Origin of the sequence: Chitinophaga ginsengisegetis, assembly GCF_900168065.1 — a bacterium.
Lineage (GTDB): Bacteria > Bacteroidota > Bacteroidia > Chitinophagales > Chitinophagaceae > Chitinophaga > Chitinophaga ginsengisegetis.
The window spans coordinates 128,539-144,821 of record NZ_FUZZ01000004.1 but is presented as its reverse complement, the minus strand read 5'-3'; the positions used below and the strand labels follow the sequence as shown (position 1 = coordinate 144,821).

Genomic DNA, 16,283 nt, shown 5'->3' with positions numbered 1-16,283 from the left:
AATATATAGCAGAGAATTATAACAGGATGTGGATTGCCTCCTGTACAGCCTGTATACACAGCTGTTTCAGGGTATTGAACTGGCTGGCCACCATGCCGGGGTGATAGTTGTTTTCCTGTAGTTTTTCCAGCGGTTCCAGGATAGGATACAGGTGATCCTGTAAACCGATAAAGGATACGGTTGTTTTCAGGTTGTGTGCAGTGGAACGTATAGCGGGAATGTCTTCCGCTACCACCGCCTGTTTCAGCAATGATAATTCTTCCGGCAGTTGCGCAATGAATTGCTCCAGCATCGTTTTTTCGAAGTGGCTGTTGCCTTTGGAAAGATCGTGGAGATAATTCAGGTTGATAAGATGCTGTGCGCCATTTTCATTTGGGAGGTGATAAACAGCTGGTAACTCCCGGGGCGGCAGTTTGCCGATGTATACCTGGATCATCCTATACAGGTCCTCTTCAATAATAGGCTTGGAGATATATTCATTCATGCCCATCTGGAGGCATTTTTCACGCTCTCCGGCCATGGCGTGGGCGGTCATGGCAATTACGGGAATAGTGGAGTGCAGCTCATGCCGGATGGCCTGTACGGCAGTGTAGCCGTCCATTTCAGGCATTTGTATATCCATCAGCACGAGGTCGTAGTGCTGCCGGTCCAATGCCTGCAATACCTCCCTGCCATTGTTCACAATTTTATACTGCAATTGCCAGCTGCCCAGCAAGTGACGCAGCAGGTTCTGGTTCATCTTATTATCTTCTGCCACCAGCAGCCGCACATCGGGATGTAAGGGGAGTTGGTCGTTCTCCGTAAAATAATGATGTCCTTCTTCTGACAATGACTCACCTAATGTATAGGGCAATTCCACTTTGAAGGTGGCGCCTTCACCGGGTTTGCTTTCCACGGAAATAAAACCATTCTGTAATTCTATCAGTTGTTTTACGATGGTGAGCCCCAGACCCGTTCCGCCGAACTTACGCGTGGTGGCGGCTTCCGCCTGGTGAAAGCGGTCGAAGATGCGTTGCTGCATAGCGGGGTCAATACCAATACCGGTATCACTAACGGTGAATAATATACGAACCGCATTCTCTTCTGCCCATACTTTCGCCACATGTATGCGTACTTCGCCTTCACTGGTAAATTTAATGGCGTTGCTGGTAAGGTTCACCAGCACCTGTGTCAACCGCATTACATCTCCATATAAAATATCCGGTACCTCTTCGTCGATGGTAACAGCCAGCCGGAGTTGTTTTTCCTCGGCTTTGGGTTTGAACATGGTGTTTACGCCATGCAGCACGCTGCGCAGGCTGAAGGAGGTAGCTTCTATGCGCATCATACCGGATTCTATTTTGGAGATATCCAGGATGTCGTTGATGATTTCCAGTAAGCTCTGGCCTGCGCTTTCTATGGCGCCTACATATTCTTTGGATTTATCGTTGAGGGGCTGTGCTTTCAGCAGGTTGGTGAAACCCAGCACCGCATTCATGGGAGTCCGTATTTCGTGGCTCATATTGGCCAGGAACTGGTCTTTTATGGTGGCCAGTTTTTTCTCCTGCTGCTGCGATTCATCCAGTGCTTCTATGAGTTGTTCCTGCCGGTGGATACGGCTGGTGATATATAAAAATGCGAGCAGGCTCATTAAACAGGCAAAGAACACCAGTACGGTGCCCCAGCGCTGGGCTTTTTGCCCGCTGCTGTCTATCAGGTGGGTAGTGCGGTTCACCTCCGATTGCCGGGTGGTATCCAGTTGCCGCAGAATACCGTTGATGGCTTCGCCCAGCCGCCTTCCTTTCTGGTTATTGATTAATTTTTCAGCGGCCCATTTACCCTGGCTGTAAAAAGTATCCAGCACCATCAGGTTAAAGGTGTTCTTTTCATCTACCAGGTAATTGAGCTGGGTAAGCAGTTTCTCCGTGCTGTCGTTTTTGATGATTTTATTGATCTCTTTAAGATCTGCCTTAATAATGGCTATTTCGGCTTCAATGCCGGTAATATGAATAGTATCCTGGGAAATAACTGCGCCACGTACCTTGCTGTCGGTTTTGGCCATATTGGTTTGCAGCTTCTGGAGTTCGTTCTTTACATTCAGTTCCTGTAACAGCTGCTCATTGCCTTTGATCAGCTTATGGATATTGTTGGCGGAGTTGAATTGCAGCACCACAAATAATATCATTCCGGTAATGAACAGGCCGAGGAGGTAATATTTGATTCTTTTAGGCTGCATGACAGTTTAGTACATATAAACGCTGATATAGGAAAGCCGGTTCAATAAAAGTAGCAATTTTATTGCTCCTTCCTTCAGATAATTAGCCTCAGCGTGATAATTCGCTGAGGCTAATTATGTTGACAAGGCAATGTAATTATTTTGCTTTGGGTGCAGCCGGAGCAGCAGCAGGTTTTGCTGTATGATGATGCTTCGCATGTGTTTTGTGAGCAGGCGCCTTTGCAGTCGCTTCTTTTTTTGTTTCTTTTTTAGGCGCAGTGGTCTGTGCAAAAGATGATGCACTCATAAACAACATAGCTGCGGCGATTACAATACCAAACTTTTTCATGGCTGTATATTTTATTTAGTGATCAATTGTTTGACGACCTAAAGGTACATCCACTTCAAAAGTGAGGGTAATACTAATGGCCCAACAGGCAGCAGCTATCGGTCAAAAAGGGGAAAGTGTCGTTGAGCTACAGGAGGTTCAGTTTATTATTCAGTGCAGAACGGTAAGCATCTGCTACGGGAATCGCGTTTTTATTGATAATGATGGTGCCATCTTCAATAGACTCAATTTTGTCGAGCGCTACTATATAAGAGCGGTGCACGCGCATGAATTTACCAGCAGGCAGTTTCTCTTCCAACGCTTTCAGTGTGGTATGGATGGCGTGGAATTTCTGCGGGGTATTTAATTTTACATAATCGCCCATTGCTTCGAGGAAAAGGATGTCTTCTGTTTTTATTCTCTTCAGAACACCATTATCACGTATAAATACAAACTCGGTATCAGACACCTGTATTTCGCGGCTGTTGCTGTCGGCGATTTCGCGGGCTTTTTCAATGGCCTGGATAAAACGGGCGGGTTGTACCGGCTTAATCAGGTAGTCGGCCACATTCAGCTCAAACGCTTCTACTGCATAGTCTTTTTTTACAGTGGTAAAGATAATCACCGGACGTTTCTTCCCCAGGTTGCGGGTAAGCTCCAGGCCACTCATACCGGGCATTTCTATATCCAGCAACAGGAGATCTATCTTTTCTTTCTGTAAAAAATTATATGCTTCCATAGCGCTGCTGCATTCACCTGCCACATGTAATTGTTCCACATGACTGGCTAATTGCTTCATGGCGGTACGTGCCAGCTTATTATCGTCTACTATCAGGCAATTCATGCGGCTAATTTAAGTACAAATCGTAATATAAAATCATCTCAGCCGCAACTGCGATGCAGTTTTTTCCGGCGGGGTTTTAAGTTTAATTTTTACATTTGTAAAGATGAAGTGGTTACTTTACATACTAAGCTGTTATATCCTGCTGCTGTCGTGCATTCCCTGCAACGACTACCAGCCGGCAAACAGCAGCATGGCGGCACAACTCACCACTTCCCACGATCACGAAACACAACCGGACTACTGCTCGCCGCTGTGCGTATGCAGTTGCTGCAATGTACAGGCCACTCCCGGTGTGGCAGTCACCGTTTATTTTATGGCGCAACGGATCATCATAGATTACCCGCTGTTGCCCGTTAATCCGCTTCCTTCCTTATCAGATAATATCTGGCAGCCCCCACAGCTGGTTTAATCCGTTTTACAAATGTTTTTGCTATGAGCATATCCGTGCCTTTTACCGGTGCAGATATGGCTATGGTACGTCATTTTATTACTTATTGAATCAATCATGCTGGATAAGATCATTCGTTTCTCTGTGAGGAACAAATTAATGATAGGGATATTTACGTGTGCCCTGGCGGCATTTGGCGTATACTCCTTATTACGTTTACCGGTGGATGCAGTACCGGATATCACCAACAACCAGGTGCAGGTGATTACACAATCGCCTTCACTCGCGGCGCAGGAAGTGGAAAGGCTCATTACCTTTCCTATTGAGCAAACAATGGCTGTGATACCGGAACTGGCGGAAATACGCTCTATTTCCAGGTTTGGACTGTCGGTGGTCACCATTGTATTTCACGATAATGTAGATATTTACTGGGCCCGCCAACAGGTGAATGAAAAACTGGGCGAAGCCAGAACCAATATACCTCCCGGCATCGGCGCCCCGGAAATGTCGCCCATTTCCAGCGGCCTGGGGGAAGTATACCAATATGTGCTGCATCCGCGGAAAGGGTATGAAGAAAAGTTCGACGCCCGTGAGTTGCGTACTATACAGGACTGGTATGTAAGACGGCAGCTGCTGGGAACGCCGGGTGTAGCCGAAGTAAACAGCTTTGGCGGGATGCTGAAGCAATACCAGGTAACGCTGAACCCGGACAAACTCCGCAGTCACCACCTGGGCATCGCTGATGTGTTCAACGCCATGGAAAGGAATAACCAGAACACCGGTGGCGCTTATATCGACAAGAAACCCAACGCTTACTTCATTCGCAGCGAAGGACTGATCAGTAGTTTGGCGGATATAGAAAAGATAGTGGTGAAGAATACACCGGATGGATTGCCCGTATTGATAAGGGATATCGCCACCGTGCAGCTGGGAGACGCCGTACGTTATGGCGCGCTTACCCGCAATGCAAACGGAGAGGCCGTTGGCGGCATTGTAATGATGCTGAAAGGGAAAAACTCCAACGAGGTAGTGAAAACGGTGAAAGCCAGGATCGCGCAGATACAGAAAACCCTGCCGCCCGGCGTGGTAATAGAACCTTTCCTGGACCGCAGCGAATTTGTGGGCAGGGCTGTGGGCACGGTACAAAAGAACCTGGTAGAAGGAGCGCTCATTGTTATCTTCGTACTCGTATTATTCCTCGGGAACCTGCGCGCAGGGCTGATTGTAGCCTCTGTAATCCCTTTGTCGATGTTATTTGCCATTTCTATGATGTACCTGTTTGGGGTATCGGGCAACCTGATGAGCCTGGGAGCTATCGACTTCGGGTTGATCGTAGATGGCGCCGTAATTATAGTAGAAGCCACATTACACCATCTCGCTGGGAGAAATAAAACCGGGCAACTGGTACGCTTATCACAGCAGGAAATGGACACCGAAGTATTTGAGGCTGCCAGCAAGATCCGCAGCACCGCTGCCTTTGGTGAAATTATTATCCTTATCGTATATCTGCCTATACTTGCTTTAACCGGTATTGAGGGCAAGATGTTCCGGCCTATGGCGCAAACCGTTTCTTTCGCCATCCTCGGCGCTTTCATCCTGTCGCTCACCTATGTGCCCATGATGTCCGCGCTGATGCTGAGTAAAAACCTGGATAATAAAGTTACGGTGGCCGACCGCCTCATGCGCTTCTTTCAGCGTATATACGACCCCGTTATCCGGGGTGCATTGCGCGCAAAGGCATTGGTAACGGGAGCGGCTATACTGCTTTTTGTGATCGCATTATTTTTATTTGGTAAGATGGGGGGAGAATTTATTCCTACCCTGGAAGAGGGCGATTTTGCCGTGGAGACACGGCTACTCACCGGTAGCTCACTGTCGGAAACAATCGACAAAGTGAGCCTGGCCTCCGGTATATTAATGAAACAATTTCCCGAAGTGAAAGAAGTGATCGGCAAAATAGGCGCCGCAGAAATACCCACAGACCCCATGCCGATGGAGGCCTGCGATCTCACTATTTTACTAAAGCCCAGGAAAGAATGGACCAGTGCCCGCAGCCGGGAAGAACTGGCCAATAAAATGCAGGAAGCCCTTGAGGTTATACCTGGCGTGAGTTTTGGCTTTTCACAGCCTATCCAGCTACGGTTCAACGAACTGATTTCCGGCGTGCGGCAGGATGTAGGAATTAAGATTTTTGGAGAAGACCTCGCCACGCTGGCTTCACTGGCCGATAAAATAGGCCGCATTGTGAACCGTACACCCGGCGCCAAAGATCTGTACGTAGAGCAAACCGGCGGGCTACCACAGATAGTGGTCACAGCCGACCGGGACAAGATAGCCCGTTACGGACTTGATATCGCCACCATTAATCAAACTATTAACACCGCTTTCGCCGGTCAGAGCGCCGGACTGGTATATGAAGGGGAGAAGCGTTTCGACCTGGTGCTGCGGCTGGATCAGCAAAGCCGGCAGCAGCTGGCGGATGTACAAAACCTGTACATCACCACACCATCCGGCAACCAGGTGCCGCTACAGGAAGTAGCGGAAGTGAAATTGACGACCGGTCCCAACCAGGTGCAAAGAGAAGATGCGAAAAGGCGTACCATCGTTGGTTTTAACGTTCGTGGCCGCGATATCACCAGCGTGGTAGAAGAGATTGAAGCAGCTATCGGCAAAGAGGTAAAGCTACCCGCTGGTTATTTTATCCGGTACGGCGGGCAGTTTGAAAATCTGAAAGAAGCGAACCGGCGTTTAGCCGTTGCCGTACCCGTGGCGTTGTTGCTGATTTTCGGCTTGCTCTATTTTACTTTTCACTCTGTAAAACAATCGCTGCTCATATTTACCGCCATCCCGATGTCGGCCATAGGAGGCGTTTTTGCGTTGATGCTGCGCGGTTTGCCTTTTAGTATTTCCGCCGGGGTAGGATTCATTGCATTGTTTGGCGTAGCGGTATTAAACGGCATTGTGCTGATAGGAGAGTTCAACCGGTTGAAACAGTCCGGCTTGCAGGACCTGAACAGCGTGGTACTAAATGGAACGGCTACACGATTACGGCCGGTACTCATGACGGCTTTTGTGGCGTCGCTCGGTTTTTTACCGATGGCCCTGGCCACCAGCGCAGGAGCGGAGGTACAGCGTCCACTGGCTACCGTGGTAATAGGAGGATTGATTACTTCTACCTTGCTCACCCTCCTGGTGTTGCCGTGTTTATATATCTATTTTGAGAAAGGTTTTTCAAAACATACATTATGAAGATCTGGATATTAACAGGCTTGCTGTTACCTGCGATGGCCGTGGCGCAATCGCAGGCGCTGACGCTGGAAACAGCGGTGCAGCTGGCCTTGCAGCAAAATAAAGGACTGAAATCTGCTGATGCTTCCATCGGTTACTACCGTAAAATGACAGGCACCAGCGGGGAGATCCCGAAAACAGATGTGAACCTGCAGTACGGACAAACAAACAGTTATGTTGCGAATGATAACAACTACAGCGTCACACAAACCATTCCTTTTCCCACCGTGTTCGGCGCCAGGAAGGAACTGAATAATGCGCAGGTAGATAAAGCCGTATGGTTTAAAGCTGTTACGCAAAATGAACTGGTGTACCAGGTGAAGCAGGTATATGTACAGCTGCTGTACCTGCAAGAAGTAAGAGCCCTGATCATGCGGCAGGACAGCATCTTCAGCAGGTTTGCCCGTAGCGCGGATCTGCGTTACCGCACCGGGGAAAGCCGGATGCTGGAGAAGATCGCTGCTGAAGGACGGCTCAATGAAGTAAAGAATTCCCTGCGTCAGAACGAGGCGGATCTTAAAATTTATACCGCCAGGTTGCAGGCATTACTGGGCATCACTACGCCGGTTACTATAACGGAAACGGCTATACCAGGCGCCACGCTTTCTCTCATAAATGATTCCGCAGCGGTAGCTGCCAATCCGCAACTGCAATACCTTAAACAGCAGGTAACCATTGCGGAAAAGCAAAAGAAGTTGTTCAAAGCCGCGATACTGCCGGATATCATGGTAGGTTATTTTAACCAGTCGTTTATTGGCACCCCGCTGAATGCTTCAGGCGCGCCGCTGGCCACCAACAGCAACCGTTTCCAGGGATTTCAGGTTGGACTGGCACTGCCCATCTGGATGGGGCCACTTAAAGCAAAAGTAAGGGCGGAAGAAAAGCAGCAGCAGGCTGCCAGTTTGCAGTTTGATAATAATGTGATACAGCTGCAATCCCAGTATGAACAGGCAGTACAACAGTTTATCAAAAACAGGAACAGCCTGGAGTTTTATGAAAGCACGTCGCTGCCAAACGTGGAGTTGCTTTTGAAACAATCTGAGAAATCATACAGCAGTGGAGACATTGGCTATGCAGAATATTTTCTTAACCTGGAGCATGGGCTCACCGCCCGGCAGGGATACCTGCTGGCCCGCAATGAAGTAAAACAGGCAGAATTATATATGGCTTACCTGGCAGGTCAGCAGTAAGGTCATCAACAAAAAAATATCATCATGCAATTATTCAAAAAACATATAGCCTTTACCGTTATCATCTTCTTTCTTGTTTCCTGTGGAAGCAAACAAACACCCGCTACTACAGATGCCCATGATCATGAAGAGGAAGCCGGTGTTGTAGAGCTGACTGCCGCGCAGTTTAAAACAGCAGGGATCACTTATGGTAAACCTGAGAACCGGCAGATCAGCGGCGCCGTGAAAGTAAATGGCCTGCTGGATGTACCGCCGCAGCAACAGGTAAGCATTTCCGTGCCGATGGGTGGATTTATAAAACAAACCAGCCTGTTGCAGGGCATGCCGGTAAAACAGGGGCAGGTAATTGCGGTACTGGAAAACCTCGACTACATCCAGTTACAGCAGGATTACCTGGAAGTAAGCAGTCAACTGGAGTATGCCACAAAGGAACACGACCGCCAGCAGGAATTGGCCAAAGAAAATGTAAACGCCCTGAAAACGCTGCAGCAGGCCAAAGCCAGCTGGCAAACTCTATTGGCGAAAGAAAATGGACTCAGGCAAAAATTGTCGGTGCTGAACATCAACCTTACTGCTTTGCAAAAAGGGAATATTCAGCGTACTGTTAATGTATATGCGCCTATCAGCGGTTATGTAACACAGGTGAATGTTAACCTGGGCCAGTTTGTAACGCCGGCGGATATACTTTTTCGTATTGTAAATACAGAGCATCTGCATGCGGAGCTGACCGTGTTTGAGAAAGATGTACCACGGTTAAAGATCGGGCAGCTGGTGCGTTTCACGCTCGCCAATGAAACTACGCCGCGTACTGCCACGGTTCATCTGATTGGCCGCGAAATAAGCCCGGAACGTACGGTAAGGGTACATTGCCACCTGGAGGAAGAAGATACGCAGCTGCTTCCGGGCACTTACCTGCAGGCGATGATTGAAACCGGCGCTGCTGCCGTAAAGGCGTTGCCCGATGCGGCCGTGGTGAATTTTGAGAACAAGGCATACGTGTTTGTAAAGAAACCGGGCGCAGACAGCACCTTTCATTTCAATATGCTGGAGATAAAGAAAGGCAACAGTGAACTGGGTTATACCGAAGTAACCTTCCCGGCAGACGCGCCGGAAGGGGATGTGGTGGTGACAGGCGCGTATGATCTGCTGGCCAAGTTGAAAAACAGCGGAGAGCACGAAGGGCACTAACCATGTATTCATCTTATTAATTTAAATAATTTCATATATTTGAAATTAATAATTAGTAAGAAGATGAACTATTTGAGATGGCCCGTTCTTTTGGGAGCTTTGCTGATCAGCAGTTTCGCCATAGCCCAGGTTCCGGTGGTAACCCTGGGGCCCGACTTTGCCGAGCCGGAGGATGGCTGGGACAAACTGATGCAGTTGAAGAATGGTAACACCGTATACCTGCATTTCTCCAAAAAGGACGGGCTGCTGGTAAATATTTATGACACCGCCCGGGCGCTGAAAGCAACCGATACGGTACACGCGCAGCAGTGGAATGCGGCCGACCTGGAGTCTACTGAAATAGATGGCATCTTTGAAATAAACGGTCAGCCGGTACTGTTTCTTCAACAATTGGTGAAATACAATCCCGTGATGTTCCGCCTTATACTGGATGGGGAAACAGGGAAGTTACTGCGGGAGGATAAACTGGGGGAACTGCCTACCATACAGCATCGCAGCGTATTTATAGACGATAACCTCGCTTCCCATGATATGTATGTAGAGAAAGATGCCAACAGCGATTACTATGCAGTAGCCATGTTTTCAGGAGCGCCTATTCAGAAAAACGACAGCGTGCATGAACGCATCCGGGTACTGCACTTTTCACCGGGTCATGAAATTATTAACAACGGACTGTTTTACCTGCCAGATTCTTCGTATAGCTATTTCAGTTATATCAACATGGCGGTGAAGGGAAAAGAAAAAGTATACCTGGGCACAGTGGGTTTTAATGCCAAACGAAAAGACGGCGATGCAGGAGCGAAGGTGCTCTTTTCTATGCTATCGCCCGATTCAGCTACGTTTGCACATGAAGTGCTGGATTACACGGCCGGCTTTGGAAATATAGGCGGAGAAGTCCAGGTGGCTGCTTCGCAGGTGCGGATGCTGCTCTATGTATCTTCCAAACAAAAAGAAGGGTACACGGGTATTATGATGAATACCTTCAGGGAGTCTACCGGTAAACTGAAGAAGCACGTGCAGCTGTCGTTTCCGGAGCTTTCACGTAATGTGCAGCAGAACCTCAACTACAGAGAAGAATACAAAGGCACGCCACAACGGTTACACCTGAACGAAGATGGTAGCAGCACGCTGCTGATGGAAAGTCTTTCGTTTTTTAAACAGGGTAATTCCCAGCTGAATAAACTGCACACCAATCTCGGTGATATCGGGATCACGCTGCTGGATACGGCGGGAAGGGAGAACTCCACCCTGGCCGTTTCCAAATACCAGGTGATCACAGGTGTTTGTGAGCCTTTTCAATTGCAACGCCGCAGTAAAAGTGAATGGGTATTCCGCAATAAGATCGCCACGCTGAATACCAACACGTGGTTGTCGTATGATTATATCCCTGTGCCTGATGTATCCTTTGTACTTTTCAACGACTATCTCCAATACCTCGATACCGGCGGACAGGATAAAGTGCGTAAGCCCCTGAAATATGCAACAGATGCGAACTTTGTCTGCTACCGTTTTTATAAAGGAAAGATGGACCGGTTGTTTCTCTTCGGTACGCCGGAAGTTACAAAGGGATATGCCTGTATGATGGGAGCGGCAGATTATAATGCACAAACGCGGATGTATGCCACCGTGTTGGTTTCACGAAAGGGCCTGGAGAAAAAAGCAAATATCGCGTGGATAAAGTTTTAGTCGCCGTACTTATTCAAAGACTGGTCCATCCTTCAGAAATTATGTTTGTCCGGAATTGGTTAACCGCGTTATGCGCCAGTCGTGTAGGTTCGGGTAAACGGTAGCCTTTTATGCATTGCATAAGGACTGCTGTACTGCCCGGAATATCTATCAAATGTCCGGGCGACACGAAAATAGGCGCCACTTTGCTTTTACTCCGGAGCACATTACCCAGCTGTAGCCCCTGTTTATCCGTTAACGGTGTATAGCTGCCTTTTTCTATACCCGGTTCTTCATAAACACCAAATAACTTCTTCTTCGCGCTGCCGATGGAAGGTTGTTGGGTGAGCACTCCAAAATGACTGGCGATGCCCATGCGGCGCGGATGCGCAATACCATGACCATCTACCACCAGGATATCCGGTTTTACCGGCAGTTGCGCCCAGGCATCCAGCAATGCGGGTACTTCCCGGAAGGCAAGGAACCCGGGAACGTAAGGGAATAGTACCTCTTTTTTTACAAGACTATAGCCAACCGGTTTCAGCGAAGGAAATTCCAGCATTACAATACCGGCGTACACGGTAGTACTGAATTTATTGAAAGAAATATCTGCTCCGGCCACATAGTTTAACGGGCCGTTGTACGGTGTTATCTTTACTGAATCTTTTAATTCCTTTTGTATGATGGTGGCTTCCGGAACGGTAAGTGTGTTGTAATCGATCATGGATTCCGTTATTTATCTTCTGCTCAGAAAAGGGTTAACTGGTCGCCGCTTTTGGGTGCCGATGGTTTTACAGCTTTCCCGAAAACGGTTCTGCCGCCATATCTCCAGGAATCGCGGCGTTCCTGTTCTATCACGTTTTCAAAATTGGTATTTGGTTCAAAATCTTTTTCAATCTGCTGCGAAAGTACCGACAACTTTCTTATGGCATCCTTCTTATCTGATTCCCCGATCTTAGCTTTTTGCAGCGCTTCTTTCAGGGTATGAATGGTTTCATCATAGATCCGGGTGGGTACCGGGAAAGGGTGACCATCCTTGCCGCCGTGTGCAAACGAAAAGCGGGCGGGGTCCTCAAACCGGGAAGGCGTGCCGTGAATTACTTCGCTCACCAGCGTAAGCGACTGCAGCGTTCTGGGGCCTACGCCTTCCAGCATCAGAAGGGTTTCAAAATCAGCAGGACTGGTATCGTGCGCCAGGGCCAGCACGCTTCCCAATCTTTTCAGGTTTAGGTTTTCTGCTCTCACATCATGATGGGAAGGCATTACGAGGTTGCGTATTTCCGGCAGCAGGTGCACCGGTTTTTCTTTTGTAAGCTGAAGGATCCCGGCTTTGGTAGTACCGGCCTCTAAATCGGTGAGGTTAAGGATCCTGCCCTGGTTACGTCCGTAGATAAAAGTATGGGGTGCTTCCGTATACGATTGAAAGGCCGACGAATGCCAGTGATAGCGCCTTGCCATACTGCTCGCATCATTCATGCCTTGTTGTACTACCGCCCATTCGCCTTCATCCGACAAAATGAAGGAATGCAGGTATAGCTGAAAGCCATCCTGGACGGCGGTATTATCCACTTTAGCGGTGAGTTTGCTGCTGTACACAAGCTGGTCGCCGGGTAAGCCGGTTTTGTTGGCAATGGCGGTGAGTTCTGCAGGCGTTTGTTTACTGTGGCGGCCTTTACCGCCGCAGATATAGATACCCAATTCAGCAGAACGGGGATTGATTGCTTTTTTCAGGGCGCCCATTACGCTGGTGGTAATGCCTGACGAGTGCCAGTCCATACCCAACACGCAGCCCAACGCCTGGAACCAGCAGGGATCGCTGAGTTTTTTGATCACTTCTCCTTTACCGTAGTCTGTCACAATAGCCTCTACAATAGCGCCGCCCAAAAGGCTCATCCGCTTTGCCAGCCAGGGTGGAACCTGGCCGTAATGTAAAGGCAGATCTGCATATGATGGCATAATAGTTCAATTAAAGATCTTACGATGGGTTGGCCTGTATCTCGTATTGGGAGATGTTGCTGTTCGTCAGCAGGAAATTATCAAACTGCTCCATTTTTTCGTGGCTGCCCCGCACCGCGTAATTCACTTCCACAATATGCTCCTTTCTTATTATCATCATTCTTTTATACTTCAGGTTAAACCCCTGTAGGATATTTTCAACCTCTATATGTGGAAATTTTTCTTCATGAAAAAAAATTGTGTAATAACGTTTAACATTTATGTCCGCAATCTTTCTTTCTACAAATTCCAGTACAATCAATACAATCAGCGCACCGGCAAGGGCTGAAGCGGCCAGCAGGTACTCGCTCATACCAACGGCCATTCCTATGGCGGCAGCAATCCAGATAGATGCTGCTGTAGTAATGCCATCTATGCTGTAATCCCCTTTGAAAATAACGCCGGCCCCAATGAAACCCACGCCCGTGAGGATATTGGAGGCTACACGGTCTGCCGAATGGGGGTATCCCAATTCAGCAGAAAGTATCGTGAATACGGTGCTGCTCATGCATATCAACGTCATGGTACGCATGCCTGCGGCCTTTCGTTTATATTCTCTTTCAAGACCCAGTAATACGCCCATTACCAACGCTATCAGCACTTTCAGTATCTGGTCTTCTTCTATGATATGCAATACATCTTTCATCATCTGAAAATATATACCTGCAAATGTACGTGTTGGCACAATTCTTTCCTTTAACAATTGTAACAGGATATTGAACTGCTTGCTTTAATGTCTGTTATAAAATACAATCTATCATTATAAAAAAACACAACGATGGAAGCCTTTTTCTATAAATCATGCGTGGTACTTTGTTTAACCGGTATCCTGAGTTTTTTTCTCTTTGCCTGTAACAGTTCAAAGGAGGCCAGCAAGGAAGCCGATTCCGCCGCTGTATCCATGCCTTCAGTAGACAGCACCAGTGTTATACCTGTAGATACTGCTAAAACCAAACCGGATTCAACCCGCTTATAAACTGCTACACCTGTTTAAGGAGGACGCTTTGTTAACTGATAGAACCGCATTACCTCACCCTTAAACACTCAGTTTATGAAAGTAACACACATGCTCATGCTGGCAGGTATATCGGCATTCATGCTCGCTGCATGCGGAAACGGTAATAAGTCCGGGACCGATTCAACGGTAAATACCACAGACACGGCCGGTATGATACAACAAGACACTGTGCCTGCGGCACAGGCGCCTCCGGGAGCCATCAATCCAGGGGAAGATTCATCCCGCTTTGGGACTGGCACCGGCGATTCATCCAAAAACAGACCACGGCCTTAGCCGTACTTATAATGCCTCTGGTATTTGTTTTCCTGCAACGGAAAGCGATCCCCCGGAGGCATTATAGATTTTATCCCGCTTTTTACAATATATTTGGATACGTTTCGTCTACCTCTATTAATAAAGACAATATCCGAATGCAAAACGACACCACAACCCCGGCGGTAAAGCAACCCATTAAGGTAGCCGCTCTGAAAAAAACATTCCGCCTGTTCCGTTATGTAAAACCCTACTGGCCCGAGTTTTCGTTAGGTCTTGTTTTTCTCCTGATTTCAAGTTTAGCCGGATTGGCCTTCCCGAAACTATTGGGTAACCTGGTAGATCCGAAAAGCAATGAACACCTGTTTAATGGCATGAACAAAGCCGGCGTACTGCTGATCGGCGTACTGGTGGCCCAGGCTATTTTCTCTTTCTTTCGCATTGTGTTATTCGTTAATGTAACAGAAAAAACACTGGCCACGCTTCGTCAAACTATTTATAGTCACCTGATCCGCCTGCCGATGAAATTTTTCCTGGAAAGAAGGGTGGGAGAGCTTAGCAGCCATATTTCCTCTGATATTTCCCTGTTACAGGAAACTTTTACCACCACCCTGGCAGAGTTTATCCGGCAGATGATCATCATCATCGGAGGCGTGGTTATTTTATTAATCACCTCGCCGCACCTGACCATTTTTATGCTGGCTATTTTGCCGCTGATGATGGTAGCCGCCGTGGTTTTCGGCAAATTTATCCGTCGCTTTTCCAAACAGGTACAGGAACAGGTAGCTGCTTCCAACACCGTGGTGGAGGAAACATTGCAGGGCGTTTTGAACGTAAAGGCTTTTGCGAATGAATTTTTTGAAATTGCCCGCTACCGGCAACGCACCAATGAAGCTGCGAGGCTCGGTATGAAAAGCGGGAAATTCCGCGGGGCTTTCTCATCCTTTATCATCATGGGGATCTTTGGCGCACTGGTAGCTGTTATCTGGAGAGGCGTTTCCATCGGTATGCCTACGGCCGACCTCTTGTCGTTTGTGCTGTACTCCCTGTTTATCGGCGGATCTATTGCGGGGCTTGCAGAAGTATATACTAACCTGCAGAAGAGCATTGGCGCTACAGAACACCTGCTGGAAATATTGGATGAACCTGCGGAAGATATTACCCCCGTAACGGCCATTGCGCCGGAAAACCAGCTGGACGGGCAAATCAGCTTCCGCAATGTGTCTTTTCACTATCCTTCCCGTCCGGATCTTACCATCATGAACGATGTTTCCTTTGATGTGTATGCCGATCAGAAGGTGGCATTGGTTGGCCCCAGCGGCGCCGGGAAAAGTACGGTCGTGTCCTTACTGCTACGCCTATACGATCCGGTAAGCGGCAGCATTCTCTTTGATGGCAAGGAAAGCACTGCATTTCCACTGTCGCAGCTCCGTTCACAAATGGCGGTAGTGCCCCAGGATGTGTTCCTTTTCGGCGGCACCATTGCAGAAAATATTGCCTATGGCAAGCCTGGCGCCATTCTGGAAGAAATGGAGGAAGCCGCGAAAAAGGCCAATGCCTGGGAATTCATACAGCGGTTCCCGTTAGGGCTGCAAACGGTGGTGGGAGAAAGGGGGATACAACTCTCCGGCGGACAGCGGCAACGTATCGCCATCGCAAGGGCGGTATTAAAAAATCCCCGCATCCTGATACTGGATGAAGCTACTTCCGCATTGGACTCTGAATCGGAAAAACTGGTGCAGGACGCACTGGACAAGCTGATGGAAGGCCGGACCTCCATCGTAATCGCTCACAGGCTGGCTACTGTACGCCAGGCCGATAAAATAATTGTATTGGACAAAGGGCATATTGTGGAAGAAGGTACACACAGCGAGTTAATAGGGCTGGATGGCTTGTACCGGACATTGAGCGATATGCAGTTTGCAAGTTAAAT

General features: G+C 48.2%; 14 protein-coding genes. 8 read left to right on the top strand and 6 right to left on the bottom strand.

The genetic code is table 11. From position 1 onward, the window contains the following. Positions 1 to 16: 16 nt before the first annotated feature. The 3 genes from B5Z18_RS23230 to B5Z18_RS23220 all read right to left on the bottom strand — a co-directional run bounded on the left by B5Z18_RS23230 (position 17) and on the right by B5Z18_RS23220 (position 3,366). On the bottom strand, positions 17 to 2,215 hold the full coding sequence (locus B5Z18_RS23230) for a hybrid sensor histidine kinase/response regulator (RefSeq protein WP_079471921.1): 2,199 nt from the start codon (positions 2,213 to 2,215) through the stop codon (positions 17 to 19). 136 nt (positions 2,216 to 2,351) lie between these two features. Then, positions 2,352 to 2,543 (bottom strand): hypothetical protein, encoded by a 192-nt coding sequence (locus tag B5Z18_RS23225; RefSeq protein ID WP_079471920.1) that lies wholly within the window; start codon positions 2,541 to 2,543, stop codon positions 2,352 to 2,354. Between the two features lie 127 nt (positions 2,544 to 2,670). Further along, positions 2,671 to 3,366, bottom strand: coding sequence for a LytR/AlgR family response regulator transcription factor (locus tag B5Z18_RS23220; RefSeq protein ID WP_079471919.1), 696 nt, complete (start codon positions 3,364 to 3,366; stop codon positions 2,671 to 2,673). 103 nt (positions 3,367 to 3,469) lie between these two features. On the opposite strand from B5Z18_RS23220, the gene B5Z18_RS23215 reads away from it, so the two are divergent. The 5 genes from B5Z18_RS23215 (at position 3,470) to B5Z18_RS23200 (ending at position 11,106) form a co-directional block, all read left to right on the top strand. Continuing rightward, entirely contained in the window at positions 3,470 to 3,775 is a 306-nt protein-coding gene (locus B5Z18_RS23215) for a DUF6660 family protein (protein ID WP_079471918.1), read from the top strand. Between the two features lie 96 nt (positions 3,776 to 3,871). Then, positions 3,872 to 7,003, top strand: a complete 3,132-nt coding sequence (locus B5Z18_RS23210; RefSeq protein ID WP_200817325.1) for an efflux RND transporter permease subunit — start codon at positions 3,872 to 3,874, stop codon at positions 7,001 to 7,003. Further along, entirely contained in the window at positions 7,000 to 8,232 is a 1,233-nt protein-coding gene (locus B5Z18_RS32740; RefSeq protein ID WP_200817324.1) for a TolC family protein, read from the top strand. The genes B5Z18_RS23210 and B5Z18_RS32740 overlap by 4 nt, the downstream gene beginning before the upstream one ends. A gap of 24 nt (positions 8,233 to 8,256) precedes the next feature. After that, entirely contained in the window at positions 8,257 to 9,420 is a 1,164-nt protein-coding gene (locus tag B5Z18_RS23205; RefSeq protein ID WP_079471917.1) for an efflux RND transporter periplasmic adaptor subunit, read from the top strand. Positions 9,421 to 9,483: 63 nt separating this feature from the next. Continuing rightward, complete coding sequence (locus tag B5Z18_RS23200) at positions 9,484 to 11,106, top strand: hypothetical protein (protein WP_079471916.1); 1,623 nt, start codon at positions 9,484 to 9,486, stop codon at positions 11,104 to 11,106. 13 nt (positions 11,107 to 11,119) lie between these two features. Here B5Z18_RS23200 and nfi read toward each other — a convergent pair whose 3' ends face one another. Genes nfi through B5Z18_RS23185 form a run of 3 tightly spaced genes read right to left on the bottom strand, consistent with a single transcriptional unit; the run spans position 11,120 to position 13,729 of the window. Continuing rightward, the gene (nfi, locus tag B5Z18_RS23195; RefSeq protein WP_079471915.1) at positions 11,120 to 11,809 is read right to left on the bottom strand and encodes a deoxyribonuclease V; all 690 of its coding nucleotides are present in this window, start codon (positions 11,807 to 11,809) and stop codon (positions 11,120 to 11,122) included. A 23-nt stretch (positions 11,810 to 11,832) separates the two neighbouring features. Further along, complete coding sequence (locus B5Z18_RS23190; RefSeq protein ID WP_079471914.1) at positions 11,833 to 13,041, bottom strand: DUF763 domain-containing protein; 1,209 nt, start codon at positions 13,039 to 13,041, stop codon at positions 11,833 to 11,835. A gap of 19 nt (positions 13,042 to 13,060) precedes the next feature. Then, positions 13,061 to 13,729 (bottom strand): MgtC/SapB family protein, encoded by a 669-nt coding sequence (locus B5Z18_RS23185; protein WP_159454400.1) that lies wholly within the window; start codon positions 13,727 to 13,729, stop codon positions 13,061 to 13,063. Between the two features lie 129 nt (positions 13,730 to 13,858). Here B5Z18_RS23185 and B5Z18_RS23180 point away from each other — a divergent pair, with 129 nt between their 5' ends. The 3 genes from B5Z18_RS23180 (at position 13,859) to B5Z18_RS23170 (ending at position 16,281) form a co-directional block, all read left to right on the top strand. Further along, positions 13,859 to 14,056 (top strand): hypothetical protein, encoded by a 198-nt coding sequence (locus B5Z18_RS23180; RefSeq protein ID WP_079471912.1) that lies wholly within the window; start codon positions 13,859 to 13,861, stop codon positions 14,054 to 14,056. 75 nt (positions 14,057 to 14,131) lie between these two features. After that, on the top strand, positions 14,132 to 14,371 hold the full coding sequence (locus B5Z18_RS23175) for a hypothetical protein (protein WP_079471911.1): 240 nt from the start codon (positions 14,132 to 14,134) through the stop codon (positions 14,369 to 14,371). 137 nt (positions 14,372 to 14,508) lie between these two features. After that, positions 14,509 to 16,281 (top strand): ABC transporter ATP-binding protein, encoded by a 1,773-nt coding sequence (locus B5Z18_RS23170; protein WP_079472476.1) that lies wholly within the window; start codon positions 14,509 to 14,511, stop codon positions 16,279 to 16,281. Positions 16,282 to 16,283 lie beyond the last annotated feature (2 nt).

Excerpts from the sequence above, each read along its gene's own strand:
- B5Z18_RS23170 (WP_079472476.1), top strand. The coding sequence starts at position 14,509 with ATGCAAAACGACACCACAACCCCGGCGGTAAAGCAACCCATTAAGGTA.
- B5Z18_RS32740 (WP_200817324.1), top strand. The coding sequence starts at position 7,000 with ATGAAGATCTGGATATTAACAGGCTTGCTGTTACCTGCGATGGCCGTG.
- B5Z18_RS23175 (WP_079471911.1), top strand. The coding sequence starts at position 14,132 with ATGAAAGTAACACACATGCTCATGCTGGCAGGTATATCGGCATTCATG.
- B5Z18_RS23205 (WP_079471917.1), top strand. The coding sequence starts at position 8,257 with ATGCAATTATTCAAAAAACATATAGCCTTTACCGTTATCATCTTCTTT.
- B5Z18_RS23225 (WP_079471920.1), bottom strand. The coding sequence starts at position 2,543 with ATGAAAAAGTTTGGTATTGTAATCGCCGCAGCTATGTTGTTTATGAGT.
- B5Z18_RS23230 (WP_079471921.1), bottom strand. The coding sequence starts at position 2,215 with ATGCAGCCTAAAAGAATCAAATATTACCTCCTCGGCCTGTTCATTACC.
- nfi (WP_079471915.1), bottom strand. The coding sequence starts at position 11,809 with ATGATCGATTACAACACACTTACCGTTCCGGAAGCCACCATCATACAA.
- B5Z18_RS23200 (WP_079471916.1), top strand. The coding sequence starts at position 9,484 with ATGAACTATTTGAGATGGCCCGTTCTTTTGGGAGCTTTGCTGATCAGC.
- B5Z18_RS23185 (WP_159454400.1), bottom strand. The coding sequence starts at position 13,729 with ATGATGAAAGATGTATTGCATATCATAGAAGAAGACCAGATACTGAAA.
- B5Z18_RS23180 (WP_079471912.1), top strand. The coding sequence starts at position 13,859 with ATGGAAGCCTTTTTCTATAAATCATGCGTGGTACTTTGTTTAACCGGT.
- B5Z18_RS23215 (WP_079471918.1), top strand. The coding sequence starts at position 3,470 with ATGAAGTGGTTACTTTACATACTAAGCTGTTATATCCTGCTGCTGTCG.
- B5Z18_RS23220 (WP_079471919.1), bottom strand. The coding sequence starts at position 3,366 with ATGAATTGCCTGATAGTAGACGATAATAAGCTGGCACGTACCGCCATG.
- B5Z18_RS23210 (WP_200817325.1), top strand. The coding sequence starts at position 3,872 with ATGCTGGATAAGATCATTCGTTTCTCTGTGAGGAACAAATTAATGATA.
- B5Z18_RS23190 (WP_079471914.1), bottom strand. The coding sequence starts at position 13,041 with ATGCCATCATATGCAGATCTGCCTTTACATTACGGCCAGGTTCCACCC.